This window comes from Marinovum sp. J2-8 (assembly GCF_055808435.1).
Window position 1 is genome coordinate 421,697 of record NZ_JBVVRZ010000003.1, and the last position, 14,049, is coordinate 435,745.

General features: G+C 61.2%; 15 protein-coding genes and 1 pseudogene. 7 read left to right on the forward strand and 9 right to left on the reverse strand.

Annotated features, from left to right (window positions below):
* Nucleotides 1-41: 41 nt before the first annotated feature.
* From AC0L4F_RS11490 to hmgA, 5 genes are all read right to left on the reverse strand, one after another.
* Nucleotides 42-914, reverse strand: a complete 873-nt coding sequence (locus AC0L4F_RS11490; protein WP_244688524.1) for a TIGR01459 family HAD-type hydrolase — start codon at nucleotides 912-914, stop codon at nucleotides 42-44.
* Between the two features lie 327 nt (nucleotides 915-1,241).
* The gene (fahA, locus tag AC0L4F_RS11495; RefSeq protein WP_244688526.1) at nucleotides 1,242-2,498 is read right to left on the reverse strand and encodes a fumarylacetoacetase; all 1,257 of its coding nucleotides are present in this window, start codon (nucleotides 2,496-2,498) and stop codon (nucleotides 1,242-1,244) included.
* A gap of 78 nt (nucleotides 2,499-2,576) precedes the next feature.
* Nucleotides 2,577-3,221 carry a maleylacetoacetate isomerase gene (gene maiA / locus AC0L4F_RS11500; protein ID WP_244688529.1) on the reverse strand — a complete coding sequence of 215 codons (645 nt, stop codon included), beginning with the start codon at nucleotides 3,219-3,221 and terminating at the stop codon, nucleotides 2,577-2,579.
* Nucleotides 3,218-3,370: a hypothetical protein gene (locus AC0L4F_RS11505; RefSeq protein WP_244688531.1), complete on the reverse strand. Its 153-nt coding sequence runs from the start codon at nucleotides 3,368-3,370 to the stop codon at nucleotides 3,218-3,220. Before AC0L4F_RS11505 ends, maiA begins: the two co-directional genes overlap by 4 nt.
* Nucleotides 3,371-3,394: 24 nt before the next feature.
* Nucleotides 3,395-4,741, reverse strand: coding sequence for a homogentisate 1,2-dioxygenase (hmgA, locus tag AC0L4F_RS11510; RefSeq protein ID WP_244688927.1), 1,347 nt, complete (start codon nucleotides 4,739-4,741; stop codon nucleotides 3,395-3,397).
* A 95-nt stretch (nucleotides 4,742-4,836) separates the two neighbouring features.
* Here hmgA and AC0L4F_RS11515 point away from each other — a divergent pair, with 95 nt between their 5' ends.
* From AC0L4F_RS11515 to AC0L4F_RS11535, 5 genes are all read left to right on the forward strand, one after another.
* Nucleotides 4,837-5,301 carry a MarR family winged helix-turn-helix transcriptional regulator gene (locus AC0L4F_RS11515; protein WP_244688533.1) on the forward strand — a complete coding sequence of 155 codons (465 nt, stop codon included), beginning with the start codon at nucleotides 4,837-4,839 and terminating at the stop codon, nucleotides 5,299-5,301.
* A gap of 292 nt (nucleotides 5,302-5,593) precedes the next feature.
* Nucleotides 5,594-6,385 carry a transglutaminase-like domain-containing protein gene (locus tag AC0L4F_RS11520; protein ID WP_244688536.1) on the forward strand — a complete coding sequence of 264 codons (792 nt, stop codon included), beginning with the start codon at nucleotides 5,594-5,596 and terminating at the stop codon, nucleotides 6,383-6,385.
* A 5-nt stretch (nucleotides 6,386-6,390) separates the two neighbouring features.
* On the forward strand, nucleotides 6,391-6,900 hold the full coding sequence (locus AC0L4F_RS11525; RefSeq protein WP_244688538.1) for a GNAT family N-acetyltransferase: 510 nt from the start codon (nucleotides 6,391-6,393) through the stop codon (nucleotides 6,898-6,900).
* An 82-nt stretch (nucleotides 6,901-6,982) separates the two neighbouring features.
* Nucleotides 6,983-7,186, forward strand: coding sequence for a hypothetical protein (locus AC0L4F_RS11530; protein WP_348524087.1), 204 nt, complete (start codon nucleotides 6,983-6,985; stop codon nucleotides 7,184-7,186).
* An 11-nt stretch (nucleotides 7,187-7,197) separates the two neighbouring features.
* A complete protein-coding gene (locus tag AC0L4F_RS11535) occupies nucleotides 7,198-7,908 on the forward strand; it encodes a DMT family transporter (RefSeq protein WP_348524088.1) in 711 nt (236 codons plus the stop codon).
* Here AC0L4F_RS11535 and AC0L4F_RS11540 read toward each other — a convergent pair.
* Nucleotides 7,898-8,725, reverse strand: coding sequence for an ABC transporter permease (locus AC0L4F_RS11540; protein WP_473446416.1), 828 nt, complete (start codon nucleotides 8,723-8,725; stop codon nucleotides 7,898-7,900). The two genes, AC0L4F_RS11535 and AC0L4F_RS11540, sit on opposite strands and share 11 nt — an antisense overlap.
* Before the next feature lie 121 nt (nucleotides 8,726-8,846).
* On the opposite strand from AC0L4F_RS11540, the gene AC0L4F_RS11545 reads away from it, so the two are divergent.
* Entirely contained in the window at nucleotides 8,847-9,419 is a 573-nt protein-coding gene (locus AC0L4F_RS11545; RefSeq protein WP_244688540.1) for a GcrA family cell cycle regulator, read from the forward strand.
* 163 nt (nucleotides 9,420-9,582) lie between these two features.
* Here AC0L4F_RS11545 and AC0L4F_RS11550 read toward each other — a convergent pair whose 3' ends face one another.
* Nucleotides 9,583-10,383 carry a protein-disulfide reductase DsbD domain-containing protein gene (locus AC0L4F_RS11550; RefSeq protein ID WP_244688542.1) on the reverse strand — a complete coding sequence of 267 codons (801 nt, stop codon included), beginning with the start codon at nucleotides 10,381-10,383 and terminating at the stop codon, nucleotides 9,583-9,585.
* 132 nt (nucleotides 10,384-10,515) lie between these two features.
* Here AC0L4F_RS11550 and AC0L4F_RS11555 point away from each other — a divergent pair, with 132 nt between their 5' ends.
* Complete coding sequence (locus tag AC0L4F_RS11555) at nucleotides 10,516-11,100, forward strand: YqgE/AlgH family protein (protein WP_244688545.1); 585 nt, start codon at nucleotides 10,516-10,518, stop codon at nucleotides 11,098-11,100.
* A 98-nt stretch (nucleotides 11,101-11,198) separates the two neighbouring features.
* Here AC0L4F_RS11555 and AC0L4F_RS11560 read toward each other — a convergent pair whose 3' ends face one another.
* Complete coding sequence (locus tag AC0L4F_RS11560; RefSeq protein ID WP_244688547.1) at nucleotides 11,199-12,239, reverse strand: MBL fold metallo-hydrolase; 1,041 nt, start codon at nucleotides 12,237-12,239, stop codon at nucleotides 11,199-11,201.
* Nucleotides 12,239-13,955 (reverse strand): annotated as a pseudogene (locus AC0L4F_RS11565) (acyl-CoA dehydrogenase). The gene AC0L4F_RS11560 and the pseudogene AC0L4F_RS11565 overlap by 1 nt, the downstream one beginning before the upstream one ends.
* Between the last annotated feature and the right edge of the window lie 94 nt (nucleotides 13,956-14,049).

A 14,049-nucleotide genomic window follows, 5' to 3' on the forward strand; every position in this document is an offset into this window, starting at 1 on the left:
CATAATTACTTTGCAGGCGCAGAAAATCAAGCCTTATTAGGTCAGCGCAGGCGACCTATTGTATAGCTGGGGTTGATGTTTTCGCTTTGAATATAATGGTTTAGGGCCGTTTCATCCGGGCTATGCGACGTTTTGGTTTCTTGTGCCGCCAACCCGCCGGAAATGAACAAGGAATCAATATCTTCGCCCATTGCGCCGTCGATGTCGGTATGGGGGCCGTCACCGATGGCAATGATCGCATTGTCTGCGACACCGGGGCGGATCTCGGCCAGACGGCGGCGCGCCAGATCATAGACCGGGGGATGTGGCTTGCCGAAATAGAGGCTGGTGCCCCCCATTTCAGTATAAAGTGCCGCCACGGCCCCGGCGCAATATTCCCGGCTCTCGCCGCGATCAACGACGATGTCGGGATTGGCGCAGAGCAGTTTCAGGCCTTTTTGCTTGGCAAACAACAGATCCGGGCGCAACACGGCGGGATCGGCCAGGGCGTCAAACGGGCCGGTACAGACGATGCCGTCGGCCTCTTGCAGGGGCACGCGATTGATGGTGACCGGGTCCGAGATCAAATGCAGCGGTTGAAAGAACCGTCCGTCGCGCTGTTCGCCGATGTGATAGACGTTTGAACCAACCGCGCCGGTGAACATTGCGGCGCGGGCGCTGTCGCCGCTGGTGGCGATTGTGTCAAACGCATCATCCGGCACATTCATCTTTGCCAATTGTTCGGCGACCTCGTCACGCGGCCGCGGGGCGTTGGTCAAAAGCACCACGGTGCCGCCACGTGCGCGAAAGCCTTGCAGGGCGGCGACGGCCTCGGGGAAAGCGTCGATGCCGTTGTGCACACACCCCCACAGGTCGACAAATGCCGCGTCGTAATGATCGGAGATCTCGGAAAAGGACTGGATGATCTGGGTCATGAATGCCTCGCATGTCGGTGTGGCTCAGGTGTACGACATGCGGGGCTGGGGTCAACGGGTCAATAGCCGGGGGTGCAATGGCATGCACCGCCCGGTGTTCTGTGATCACCTTCACGGCGCCTGCCACATGGCGAGGTCAAGTGCCGCCGTTTAGGTCCAGCGGGGGGGCGGTTCCGCGGACCTGGGCGATCATCACGCTGTCATTGCCCGTGGTCACGCCCAAGTTCGGATCGCCCTGAGAGGCAAAGATCCCGGCCCTGTGGTTTCCTTGACTGTAGTCGGGGTGGAAGGGCCGGGAATTGCGTATTTCAGGAAGAGAAGAAGGGTCTATCGCGCGTAAGGGTCGGCCAGCGCGGGCAAGATCCGGCCTGTGCAGGCGCCAAAGCCGATTTGATATCCGTCGCCCCGTGCCACGCCGGACAGGGTCAGGGTATCGCCGTCTTCGAGGAAGGTGCGGGTCTCTTCGTTGTCGAGTGTCAGCGGCTCCTTGCCACCCCAGCTGAGTTCCAGAAGAGAGCCGCGCTGATGTTTTTCCGGGCCGGAAATCGTGCCAGAGCCAAGCAGGTCGCCAGAGTTCATCGGGCAGCCCGAGGTGGTGTGATGCGCCAGTTGCTGGGCGGCGGAATAATACATCACGTTGTAATTGGTCTCGGCGATGGTGGTCGGCGCTTTGCCCGCCGGGGCAAGCGTCACCGACAGGTCGATGTCATAAAGCATCGGGCCCGCGTCGCGCAGGTGCGGCAGCAGCTCTTGTTCCCGTGCAGGCGTGTCACAGCGGAAAGGTTCCAGCGCCGCTTTGGTCACGATCCAGGGCGACAGGGTGGTTGCGGTTGCCTTGGCCTGGAACGGCCCAAGCGGTTGGTATTCCCAGGCTTGGATGTCACGTGCGGACCAGTCGTTCAGCAGCACATAGCCAAAGATCATGTCGTCAGCTTCGCGGACGGTGACCGGGCGGTCGGAGGGTGTGCCGACAATGGCCCCCATTTCCAGTTCCAGATCGAAGCGGGCACAGGGGGCAAAGCGCGGCAGGGCGTCGTTCGGGCCTTTCAACTGTCCCCAGGGGCGGCGCACATCGGTGCCGGACACCACAACCGAAGACGCGCGCCCGTTATAGCCAATGGGAATATGCAGCCAGTTCGGGGGCAGGGCGTTTTCCGCCCCACGGAACATCGTGCCGACATTGGTGGCATGGTGGCGGCCGGCATAGAAATCGGTGTATTCGCTGATCAGGAACGGCAGATGCATTTCTGCGGCATCCATGTCGATCAGAAAGGGTTCCACCGTGGCGCGGACGTCGCTGCCGGCAATGAACAGCCCGGTCAGGGTGTTGCGCAACCGGTCCCAGACGTCTGAACCAGCCTCCAGCACTTCGTTCCAGAACGGCACGTCGAACAGCGGCTCTTTGCCGAAGTTCAGCAAGCCGACCTCTTCTGCTGCGCGGCAGTCAAAGATCTTGTCGCCGATCGCCACGCCACAGCGCGGCTCGCCCCCGCCAACCGAAAAGACACCATAGGGCAGGTTGTTCAGCGGAAATTGCGTATCGGGGGCATTGGCGCTTTCGACCCAGCTTTTCATCAGCGGCATGTGGTTTCCTTTGTTAAGTACTGCGCGGGATGCGCATCGCCTTTGCGTCAGGCGGTTATTTGTCAGGTAGCAGTTTTGTCAGGTGGCAACTTTTGCTGCCGCGTCAGGCTGGCGCTCGGGCATGGCGCTGGCGATAGCGTCAATCTGCTGGCAGCGGGCATCAATGTCGATCAGACGCCCGAAAGGGGCCAGATCACATTGCCAGCGGCGGGCGTTATAGAGCTGGCCAACAAGGCAAAGATCCGCAAGCCCGGGGCTGTCGCCGAAACAAAAGGCGGTGTCGGGGCGGATCAGATGTTGAAAGGCGGTGAAGCCCTCGGTCATCCAGTGGTTCATCCAAGCGACCGCATCGTCCTGGGAATGGCCCAGGGATTTCAGGTGGCTTACGACCTTCAGATTGTTGACCGGATGGATATCCAGCGCGATTTGATCGGCTGCGGCACGGACCTTGGCCCGCGCGATTGGATCAGCCGGCAGGAGTGCCGGTTCGGGATAGCGGGTTTCAAGATAGTCGAGTATCGCCATGCTTTGCGTCAACACGGTGCCATCATCCAGCACCAGCGTTGGCACGCCTTTGCCCGGGTTCAGCGTCTGGTACGACTCGTGCCTTTGGTCGCCTGCGACCAGGTCAACCGGCACGATGTCATAGTCCACCGATTTCAGGTTCATCGCCGCGCGGACCCGCAGCGACGTGGTGGATCGCCAATATGAGTATAGCTTCATGTTTTGTCGCTTTCATCACGGGATTGTTCAACACGGGCTTTTTCGTCACGGGCCTCGCGGCGGCGTTGCAGAACAACCGCCACGATCAGCCCGCCAAAGAGCAGCAGGATCGGCAAGATCACCACAAGTTTCAGGGACGCGCCAGTCATCTTTGCCTCACTGCCAGTGCCGACCTATTTCTTGCCCGGCGTGCCATCGAATTTCTTATCCAGATCACTCCAGCAATCAATATAATCATCTTGCAGCGGGGCCTCTTGCGCGGCAAAGGCGGTCAGATGCTGGGGGAACCGGGTTTCGAACATGAACGACATGGTATTGTCGAGCTTCTCTGGTTGCAAATCGGCGTTTGACGCGCCTTCAAAGGCATTGCGATCCGGGCCGTGCGGCAACATCATATTGTGGAGCGACATGCCGCCGGGCACGAAGCCCTGGGGTTTGGCATCGTATTGGCCGTAAATATTGCCCATGAGTTCCGACATGATGTTTTTGTGATACCACGGCGGGCGGAAGGTGTCCTCCATCGTCATCCAGCGTTCGCGGAACAGGACAAAGTCGATATTGGCGGTGCCTTCGACGCCGGACGGGGCGGTCAATACGGTAAAGATCGACGGATCGGGGTGATCGAACAGGATCGCGCCAATCGGGCAATAGTCGCTGAGGTCGTATTTCACCGGGGCATAATTGCCATGCCAGGCCACCACATCCAGCGGGGAATGACCGATGCTGGTTTGATGGAATTGGCCGCACCATTTGACGGTGACTGTTGATGGCGTTTCGCGGTCCTCGAATGCGGCAATCGGGGTTTTGAAATCGCGGCGGTTGGCCATGCAATTGGCCCCGATCGGGCCGCGGCCGGGCAGGTCGTATTTCTGACCATAGTTTTCGCAGACAAATCCGCGCGCCGGGCCTTCGACGACCTCGACCCGATAGACAAGCCCACGCGGAAGGATGGCGATTTCACCCGGCGCAAGGTCGATAATCCCCAGTTCTGTGTAGAACCGCAGCTTGCCCTGTTGTGGCACGACAAGAAGTTCGCTGTCCGCCGAATAGAAATAGGAATCCTGCATGGACTCGGTGACCAGATAGATATGGCTGGCCATGCCGACCTGGGTGTTCACGTCGCCGGCCGTGGTCATGGTGCGCATTCCGGTGATCCAGGTCAGCGGTTGATCGCTGTTGGGCACCGGATCCCAGCGGTATTGGCCAAGCGACACCACATCCGACACCACATGCGGGGCGGTTTTCCAGTAGGGCACGTCGATCTTTTCAAACCGATGGCTGTGTTTGACAGAGGGGCGGATGCGATAACACCAGGTGCGTTCGTTCTGGTGGCTGGGCGCGGTAAAGGCCGTTCCCGAAAGCTGCTCACCATAAAGCCCATAGTTGCATTTCTGCGGGCTGTTGCGCCCCTGGGGCAAGGCACCGGGCAGGGCCTCGGTTTCGAAGTCATTGCCAAAACCGGGCATATAGCCGGGTGTCGTGCCAACCGGTGTCTGGGCCTGGGTCATGGGGCGGTTCATTGTCGGGGTGACTGGGGAATTTGTCATCACGTGTCCTCCTGCTGAGAGAGAAATAATAGTTGAATTTGTAACTAACAACGATTATCCTTCGCGATATGACAAATAATAGCGCATCAGATGGCGGGTTCGATTTGAACCTGTTCCTGCCCTATCTGCTGAATCAGGCGGCCGAGGTGTCGTCGTTGGGATTTCAGAAGGTGTACAAAGACCGCTACGGGATGCTGGTGACCGATTGGCGGGTGTTCTTTCATCTTGGGGTCTATGGCCGGATGACGGCGCGGGATATCGGGCGGTTGGCCAATATCCACAAGACCAAGGTCAGCCGCGCTGTTGCCAGGTTGGAGGCGCGGCGCTTTCTGATCCGTCAGGAGGATGACGCAGATCGGCGGGTGGAACATCTGATGCTGACCCCAATGGGGCAGGCGGCCTATCGTGATCTGTATGGTGTTGCCGAGCAATATGATGCGGCGCTGGTGGCCGGGCTTGACCCCGACGATGTTGTTGTGCTGCGCCGGGTCTTGCAACAGCTTGCCGGCCGGGCAACCAAAAGCAGGGTCTAGACGGGCAATCGGCGTGTTCTGTCCCAAATGCTGGGCAGGATGGCAATCAAAGCTTGATTTGTTGCAGCGGGGCAGACACCCCTTGAGGTAGACCAAAGACAGGTGGCTCATAGACAGGCAGACCAAAGACAGGAGGGCCAAAGACAGGCGACCTGCGGCGTGCGGTTTACCGGTGTCTGAAATGCCAGGCCGACGGCCTTATCGCGCCAACTTGAAACCAACTGCCATTGGGTTACGTCCCCAAACGACCGCTGCGCCCGATTTTTTCAAACCTCCAATACGGAGCCCCGATATGTTGCTACAGATCAAGTCCTATCTGCATTATCGACTGTCGGCGGAAACCGATATTCTGCTGCAAATCGAGGCGGCGATCCTGCCGGATCAACGGATCATCGCCCCCTATCTGCAACCCGGCCCGACCTTGCATTTCGCGCGCGTCAACGCCGAAAGTTCGGTGGGAGAGCGGATCTGGATGCGGGTGGCGGGTGATTTCACCTGCCAATACCGCGCGTCGGTCGAGGTCGATCGCGCCAACCCGGATCTCAATGCGCTGGCGTCGGTGCCGCCGCATCTTTTGCCGGGGGGCGTGGTGCAATATCTGATGCCGTCACGCTATTGCCCGTCGGATCAATTCCAGAATTTCGTGATCGAGGAATTCGGCTCACTGTCGGGCGGGGCGCGGGTGATGGCAATTGCCGATTGGGTGGCACGCAACATCCGCTATGTGCCGGGGGCCAGCCACGCGGGGACAACCGCGCTGGACACATTTGTGCAACGTCAGGGCATTTGCCGGGATTTCGCCCATGTGATGATTGCCATGGCGCGGGCCTCGACCATTCCGGCGCGGTTTGTCAGCGCCTATGCGCCGGGGGTCGAACCGCCCGATTTTCATGCCGTGGTCGAGGTGTTTCTGGATGGCGGCTGGCAGTTGTTTGATCCGACAGGCATGTCCACCGCCAGCACCATTGCCCGCATCGGCGTGGGGCTGGATGCGGCGGAAACCGCGTTTCTGACCAGCTACGGGCCTGCGGAATTGGTGACACAGACGGTTTCGGTGGTCGAAACCGCCGCCAGGAATGGCTAGGCAACATGCAAAAAGACACGCGCGCCGAGGGCGCAAAACTTCGTCCCGGGTTCTTGCGGGAAATGAAACGCGGCGAAGAGGCGGCGGTGGATGCGCTGTTGCACACGGCGTTCGGGCGCAAGACCGAAGCGCAGTTGATCGCGCAATTGCGCAAATCCGGTGCCATTGCGGGCGAAAGCGTCCTGCCGCTGGGCCGGGGTGTTGCCGGTTACTTCGCCCTGTCGATGATGGTCAAACCCAAGAGCTGGCTCTGTCTGGCGCCGGTGGCGATTGCCCCGGAGTGGCAGGGGCAGGGCTTTGGCCGCCGTATGCTTGGCATGTTGTCGGGCTGGGCCGGGGCCAGCGGCGCGACGATCGTGGTGTTGGGCGATCCGGCATATTACGAGCGGTGCGGATTTTCACAGGCGCGGGCGGCGCGGCTGTCCTCGCCTTATCCGATTGCCCATACATTGTTGATGGCGCCGGGACAGGACATACCAGAGGCAGAATTGGTCTATCCTCGCGCGTTCGGCTGAGGCTTTTCGCGCCTCTCATCCGCCCTGACAGGCGTCTTCGATTGTTCTTGTCAATCCGGCCGGGATCGGTGCAACTCTCTGCATGTTTCAGGCCAAAACCCAAAATCCCCCGCTTGCCATTCTTCTGATGCTTGGCGCGACGGTGTTCATCGCCAGTTCAACCGCCTTTGCCAAGGCGTTGGGCGCCGGCGCGATTGCCGGTTCCATGCATCCCTTGCAGGTCACATTCGGGCGGTTTCTGTTCGCGGGCCTGTTTTTCGCGGCATCGTTGGGGTGTCGCGGCTGAAATATACAAGGGTGCATTGGCGGCTTCATCTGCAACGCACCAGCTGTGGCTGGGGCGGGGTGACGTTGATGTTTGCCGCCGTGGCCGCGATCCCGCTGGCGGATGCAACGGCGATTTCCTTTCTCAACCCGGTGTTTGCAATGATCCTCGCGATCCCTTTGCTGGGGGAGCGGGTCGGCCCGGTGCGTTGGGCGGCGGCGGGGTTGGCCTTTGTCGGGGCATTGGTGCTGTTGCGGCCCGGAACCGGCGCGTTTCAGCCCGCCGCCTTGCTGGCGCTGGGCGCGGCGATGTTGCTGGGGCTGGAGGTGATCTTCATGAAGCGTCTGACCGGGCGAGAGGGGCCGTTGCAGGTGCTGTCGATCAACAACGCGATCGGCCTGGGCATCGCGACATTGGTGGTGCTGGTCTTTGGGCGCGGGGTCTGGGTCTGGCCCACGCTCGCGCAATGGGGCGGTATGGCGGGGGTTGGCCTGTCGATGGCCCTGGCCCAGAGTTGTTATCTGAATGCCGTGTCCCGCGCCGAGACCAGTTTTATCGTGCCGTTCAGCTATGGCACGTTGATTTTCGCCGCAGTGATTGATTTCGGCGTCTTTGGTGTGGTGCCGCGCCCAGTGTCGGCGCTGGGCGCAGCGATTATCATTGCCGGCGGCGCCTTGCTTGCATGGCGCGAGGGGCGGGCTGCCACCCGGCGGTCCGCAGCGGGGGCTGCCCCTAGGCCTTGAGCCGCGTGCCGCGCCGGAACATGGTCCAGCCGATAAACCCCACCGCAAGAACCGAAACGATGGACACCGCCAGCCCCAACCAGGGCGACGAATCAGAGACCCCGACCATGCCATAGCGCACACCGTCGATCAGATAGAACATCGGGTTGATATGGGTGATCTCGCGCAGTACCGGCGGCAGGGCCTGAACCGAATAAAACGTACCGGACAAAAAGGCCAAGGGCGTCACGATGAAATTGGTGATCGCCGCCATTTGATCGAATTTCTGTGCCACGATGCCGGCAATAATGCCCAAGCCCGCCAGAAACGCCGCGCCCAGGATGACAAACACCAGCATCCAGACCGGATGGGCAATGCCAATCCCGAGGAACAGCACCAGACAGGTCGCAATGACAATTGCCACCACAACCCCACGCGCCACGCCACCCGCCAGATAGCCGATCACCAGCTCCAGCGGCGACAGCGGCGGCATCAGCGTATCCACAATATTGCCCTGTACCTTTGAAATCATGATCGAGGACGAGGCATTGGCAAAGGCGTTCTGGATCACCGTCATCATCAGGATGCCGGGGGCAATGAAATGGGTGAACGGCACCCCCATGACATCGCCGCGCCGTGGGCCGATGGCGATGGAAAAGATCAACAGAAACAGACCGGCGGTCACCAGCGGCGCCAACAAGGTCTGGGTCCAGACGGCAAGGAATCGCTGAACCTCGCGCTGGCACAACGTGAACAGTCCAAGCCAGTTCACCGCGCCAAAGCGCCGACCGCCCATGTCCAGTACGGTGCTTTCGGGTGTGTGCCCTGTTTCGCCCATGTTGATTCTCCCTTACCGATTCGCGGCCTTGTAACTCAGCCACGAGTGACTAGAATAGGAGCTTGACCGAAATTCCAAGGGCAGCCCGTACATGAGGCTGCTTTTCTCGTAAGGATACCCGATGGCCTGGACCGATGAACGCGTCGAATTGCTCAAAAAGATGTGGGGCGAGGGGCAATCCGCCAGCCAGATCGCCAAGGAACTGGGTGGTGTGACGCGCAATGCCGTGATTGGCAAGGTGCACCGGCTGGGCCTGTCGAACCGGGCCGGCGTTGGCCCCGCGGCCAAACCGGAACCGGCCAAGGCGGCGAAGGTCGAGCCCAAGATCAAACCAGTGCCCAAGGTCGAAGCCAAGCCAAAGGCCGAACCGGTGGTGGAAACCGCAGTTGTGCCCAAGCCGGTGACACCGGCCCGCCGCCAGATCATCCCTGCCGGCCAGCCGCTGCCGCCGCAACCCTCGGCGAATGAGATCAGCCCAGAGGCGCTGGCCAAAGTGAGCGAAATCGAAAAGAAGGCCAAACGCCTGACCTTGATGGAGCTGACCGAACGCACCTGTAAATGGCCGGTTGGCGACCCTGCGACAGATGATTTCTGGTTCTGCGGGCTGCCGGTGAAACAGGGCAAACCCTATTGCGAGGCACATGTCGGCGTGGCGTTTCAGCCGATGTCGTCACGCCGCGACCGCCGCCGGTAACAGGCCGGTCACCGCCAGCGCCGTATTGGCGGCTGCAAAAACCCGCGCAAGCGCTGCCCACAGTCGGGCCGCTTGCCCCGTTTGACGGTACTTGTTTGTTGGCTGGGGGCGGGGGTGTGACCGGTGCTGACAGGGCACTCACACCGACAGCGCGCGGGGCGGGTTAGCGCGCCGCGCAGCCCTGGATATCGACCGCGTGATCGTGCCCCAGCACGGTGAACCTGAGCCGGGAACGATCCACCGCAAATGCCGTGCCGTTGACGTGGCTCATTTCTGTGACGGCAATCAAGTCGCGGCCTTCACGACGGGTCACGGCCTCGGACACCCAGATCGCCGGATTGGCGGTTTCGATCACCACAAATTCGGGCCCGCCCGCCGATGCCATCGGGATCGAGGCGGTCACGGTCATGCCCCCCGCCTGTGGGGAAATGCGGCAGGTGACCTTGCCCACTTTGGCCTCAGCCGCGCTCAGCGGTTGGTCCACCATTGCCGCCACCAGCCGTGGGTCACGGGTGCCACTGCGCGGCAAGACCCCGGAAAAGGTCAGCGTCGCCGGAACGCAGATGTCCTTGCAGACGCCCAATTCCATCTGGGCCCGCAATTGCACCTCGCGCCCCGCTGCATCCGGTCGGATCACAAAGGGAATCACCACATCGCCGGGATAGCCGATCGAGGTCATGCCATTCTGGTCCATCACCCGCGGCGTCGGCCAGACCGGGCGCAGATCACCGATGTTGCGGCTGCCGGACCAGTTGAACCGCGGCGGAATTCCGGCATCACCGGGGCTGCGCCAATAGGTTTTCCATCCCGGTTTCAGGTCGATCAAAAGACCAGCCACATGGCTGCCATCCGCCTGACGCCAGCCCGGCAGAAATTCCGCCCGCGCAATTTCCTGGCCCGGCGACTGTTGTGCTACCGCTGCCGTCGCCCCCGAAAGACCCAAGGCGCAAACGACAATTTTCATCAAATTTCGCATCATGCCCCCAGACCTGCGCCAAAGCCGACGGAAATCCAACTCACTTTGTAGCGAGACTTGCGTGTTGTGTCCCAAGCGACCATCTTTGTCGGGCAATGTGACTCTGGGGAGACCATCGTAATGGCCAAAACGCTGTCGGATATTGGCAATAGTGACCTGACCGGGCAACTTCTGATTGCCATGCCGGGCATGCTTGATCCGCGGTTTGCCCATTCGGTGGTGTATCTTTGCGCCTATTCCGACGAAGGGGCGATGGGGCTGATTATCAACAAACCGGTGGCGGATCTGTCGCTGGGCAGCCTGTTGTCACAATTGGATATTTCGGTGACCGATGATTTTGCGCCGGGGCCGCTGCATTTTGGCGGACCGGTGGAGCAGGGGCGGGGGTTTGTGCTGCACTCGCCGGATTACGAATCGCCTGTGGCGATGCTGGCGGTGGATGACAGCATGTCGATGACCGCCACAGTGGACGTATTGGAAGAGATCGGTGCCGGACGCGGGCCGCAACGGCGTCTGGTGGCGCTCGGCTATGCCGGGTGGGGGCCGGGGCAATTGGAAAACGAACTGGCCCAAAACGGGTGGCTGACCTGTGACAGCGACCCTGATCTGGTGTTTGACCTTCCGGATACGGAAAAATGGGAGGCGGCACTGGGCACGCTGGGGATTGATGCGCTGGCCCTGTCGGCCACGGCGGGGCGGGCATAAGCGGGCGAGCATTAGACGGCACAGTCCCGGACCTGATCCGGGACCTCCGCGCAAACGGACGATAGGTCCCGGATCAAGTCCGGGACCGCGCAGGTCGCCTAGGCCGCCGTCCAGATCCAGGCACCATCATCGCGACGTGCCCGCGTGGCGCGGCCCTCGTGCCAGAGGTGGATGCAATGTGACATCGCTTCGACCATGGCCAGGCCATATTCGCCTTCGCCGATTTTGCGTTTGAACAGCGGGGCAAAGCATTCGGCGGCGCTGTGCGGCGTTTGCAGGTGGTCCGCCAGCCGGGCAAGCGCGCCATGATGATTGTCGATCAACTGTTGCAACCGCATCGACACCCCGGTGAACGGCAGCTTGTGCCCCCCCAACACCAAATGATCCTCGCGCGCCATAGGCAGGAACCGCTCACAGCTTTCCAGCCAATCCGCCACCGGATCTGCATCCGGCTCGGTCGCATAAACGCCGATATTGGAGGAAATCGAGGGCAGGATCTGATCCCCGGCAATCACCAGATTGTCGTCGAGGCTCCAGAAGGTGAGGTGGTCCGGCGCATGGCCATGGCCGAAATGCACAGCCCAGCGCCGCCCGCCGATGGTGACCTCATCCCCCGCTTTCAGGCGGTGAAAGCCCAAGGGCAGCGGTGCCACGACATCGGAAAAGTTGAAGGGACGTTCGCCCATGCGTTTGGCCAAAACGTCAGGATCCATGCCGCAGGACCGCCAGAACGCCAGCGTTTCCGGCGTTGGCCGATCCTGTACGTCCAGCGACAACATGCGGGCAAACAGCCATGCGGTGCGGCTGGTCCACAGCGTGGCGCCATGTTCTGTCTGAAACCATCCGGCCAGACCGATATGATCCGGGTGGTGATGTGTGACGATGACGCGGCCGATCGGCTTGCCCGCCAGTGGCCCGGACAAAAGTCTTTGCCAAATGGCGCGCGCGCGTTTCGTGTCAATTCCGCTGTCAATCACGGTCCAGCTGTCGCCGTCGTCCAGCGCATAGATATTGACATGATCCAACGCCATCGGCAGCGGCAACCGCATCCAGAGCACGCCGGGTGCGACCTCGGTTGCGGTGCCTTCGGCGGGTGGTTCGGGCCAGGGGGTGCGGATGCCGGGTGCGCTGCCGTCCATTACGAGGCCAGATCTTCCGGCGTCAGCGCATAGAGGGCCGCCGCCCCGGCACCTGCCTGCTCCAACAGGCTGGCATGTTCTGGCAAAAGCCGCTCCACATAGAAGCGCGCCAGCCTGCCGCGTGCGCTGTCTGCGCCTTCGGCGGCTGCCGCTTTCAGGTGGAAATGCCCGCCCAGCACGCGCGCAAATCCCATCAGGAACGGCACGGCGCCGGCAAATCGTGCATTCATGTCGGATTTTTCCACCATTGCATCGACCACTTCGCGCAGGGTTTCAGACGCCTGCCAGACCGGTTCCGCCAGATCCGGCAGTGTGGCGCGCAGCCCCTCTGCATGGGCCTCGACCTCGTCCAGAAGGGCGTTCATCGCGTCGCCGCCATCCATCATTTTGCGCCCGACAAGGTCCATCGCCTGAATGCCATTGGTGCCTTCGTAGATCGCGGTGACGCGCACGTCGCGGTAATACTGGGCTGCTCCGGTTTCTTCGATGAACCCCATGCCCCCATGCACCTGCACACCCATTTCGGCCACGCGCATGCCGGTTTCGGTGCCAAAGGCCTTGGCGATTGGTGTCAGAAGTGCGGCTCTTGTGGTCCAGTTTGCGTCGCCCGTGGCATGGCCCATGTCGATTGCCTGGGCACAGGCGACGGCAATGGCGCGTGCGACAAAGGTGTCTGCCCGCATGGTGGCCAGCATACGGCGCACATCCGCATGGTCGATGATTGTGCCGGTGCCGCCCTCGATCGGGCTTCGGCCCTGTTTGCGATCCAGCGCATAGGCCAGCGCGGTCTGGGTCGCAGCCTCGGCCTGGCCCAGACCCTGAACGCCGACCCCAAGGCGCGCGTTGTTCATCATGGTGAACATCGCCCGCATCCCGTCATGCGCTTCGCCGACCAGCCAACCGGTCGCGCCATCGTATTCCATCACGGCAGTGGGCGAGCCATGCAGACCCATTTTGTGTTCCAGCGACACCACCCGCAGCGAATTGGCCGCGCCCGGTGCGCCGGTTTCATCAGGAATGAACTTCGGCACAAGAAAGAGCGAGATGCCCTTGGTTCCCGGTTTGCCATCGGGCAGACGCGCCAGCACCAAATGGCAGACGTTTTCGGAAAAATCGTTATCCCCCAGGAGATAAAGATTTTCTGTCCTGAAACCGCATAGGTGCCGTCGCCGTTTGGTTCCGCCTTGCTGCGCAGCGCGCCAACGTCCGACCCGGCCTGCGGCTCGGTTAGGTTCATCGTGCCGGTCCATTCGCGGCAATCAGCTTGGGAATATACAGCGCCTTCAACGCATCCGAGGCATGGTTTTCCAAGGCCTCGATCTGGCCCTGGCTCATCAGCGGGGCCAGCTGCAAGGACAGACACGCCCCCGACATCATGTCATTGACCGCAGTGGTCAGCATCATCGGCAACCCCATGCCGCCATGCTCTGGTGCGGCGGACATGCCGATCCAGCCCCCTTCGCCGATTGCGCGATGTCCTTCGGCAAACCCGGGCGAGGTGCGCACAACGCCGTTTTCCAACACCGCAGGGTGCAGGTCGCCGTTGCGTTGATATGTCGTCAGCTTCTCTTCGCAGAGCCGCGCAGCCTCGCCCAGAACGGCCTTTGCCATTTCGGCTGTCGCTTCGGCAAACTTGTCGGTCGCGGCAACAGGGGCGAGCGGCACAATGTGACGCAGGATGACATCATAGTCGTTGAGCGGGGCGGAATATGCCATATATTTTCCTTGCAAAGTCTTTGCTTTAAGCCTAAACTTTAGCTATACGCCTGCGAAATTCTGCGACAACCGAAACGCGGCGTCACAGGGAAGG

Coding starts and splice junctions, on each gene's coding strand:
- AC0L4F_RS11490 (WP_244688524.1), bottom strand. CDS start 914: ATGACCCAGATCATCCAGTCCTTTTCCGAGATCTCCGATCATTACGAC.
- fahA (WP_244688526.1), bottom strand. CDS start 2,498: ATGCCGCTGATGAAAAGCTGGGTCGAAAGCGCCAATGCCCCCGATACG.
- maiA (WP_244688529.1), bottom strand. CDS start 3,221: ATGAAGCTATACTCATATTGGCGATCCACCACGTCGCTGCGGGTCCGC.
- AC0L4F_RS11505 (WP_244688531.1), bottom strand. CDS start 3,370: ATGACTGGCGCGTCCCTGAAACTTGTGGTGATCTTGCCGATCCTGCTG.
- hmgA (WP_244688927.1), bottom strand. CDS start 4,741: ATGAACCGCCCCATGACCCAGGCCCAGACACCGGTTGGCACGACACCC.
- AC0L4F_RS11515 (WP_244688533.1), top strand. CDS start 4,837: ATGACAAATAATAGCGCATCAGATGGCGGGTTCGATTTGAACCTGTTC.
- AC0L4F_RS11520 (WP_244688536.1), top strand. CDS start 5,594: ATGTTGCTACAGATCAAGTCCTATCTGCATTATCGACTGTCGGCGGAA.
- AC0L4F_RS11525 (WP_244688538.1), top strand. CDS start 6,391: ATGCAAAAAGACACGCGCGCCGAGGGCGCAAAACTTCGTCCCGGGTTC.
- AC0L4F_RS11530 (WP_348524087.1), top strand. CDS start 6,983: ATGTTTCAGGCCAAAACCCAAAATCCCCCGCTTGCCATTCTTCTGATG.
- AC0L4F_RS11540 (WP_473446416.1), bottom strand. CDS start 8,725: ATGGGCGAAACAGGGCACACACCCGAAAGCACCGTACTGGACATGGGC.
- AC0L4F_RS11545 (WP_244688540.1), top strand. CDS start 8,847: ATGGCCTGGACCGATGAACGCGTCGAATTGCTCAAAAAGATGTGGGGC.
- AC0L4F_RS11550 (WP_244688542.1), bottom strand. CDS start 10,383: ATGAAAATTGTCGTTTGCGCCTTGGGTCTTTCGGGGGCGACGGCAGCG.
- AC0L4F_RS11555 (WP_244688545.1), top strand. CDS start 10,516: ATGGCCAAAACGCTGTCGGATATTGGCAATAGTGACCTGACCGGGCAA.
- AC0L4F_RS11560 (WP_244688547.1), bottom strand. CDS start 12,239: ATGGACGGCAGCGCACCCGGCATCCGCACCCCCTGGCCCGAACCACCC.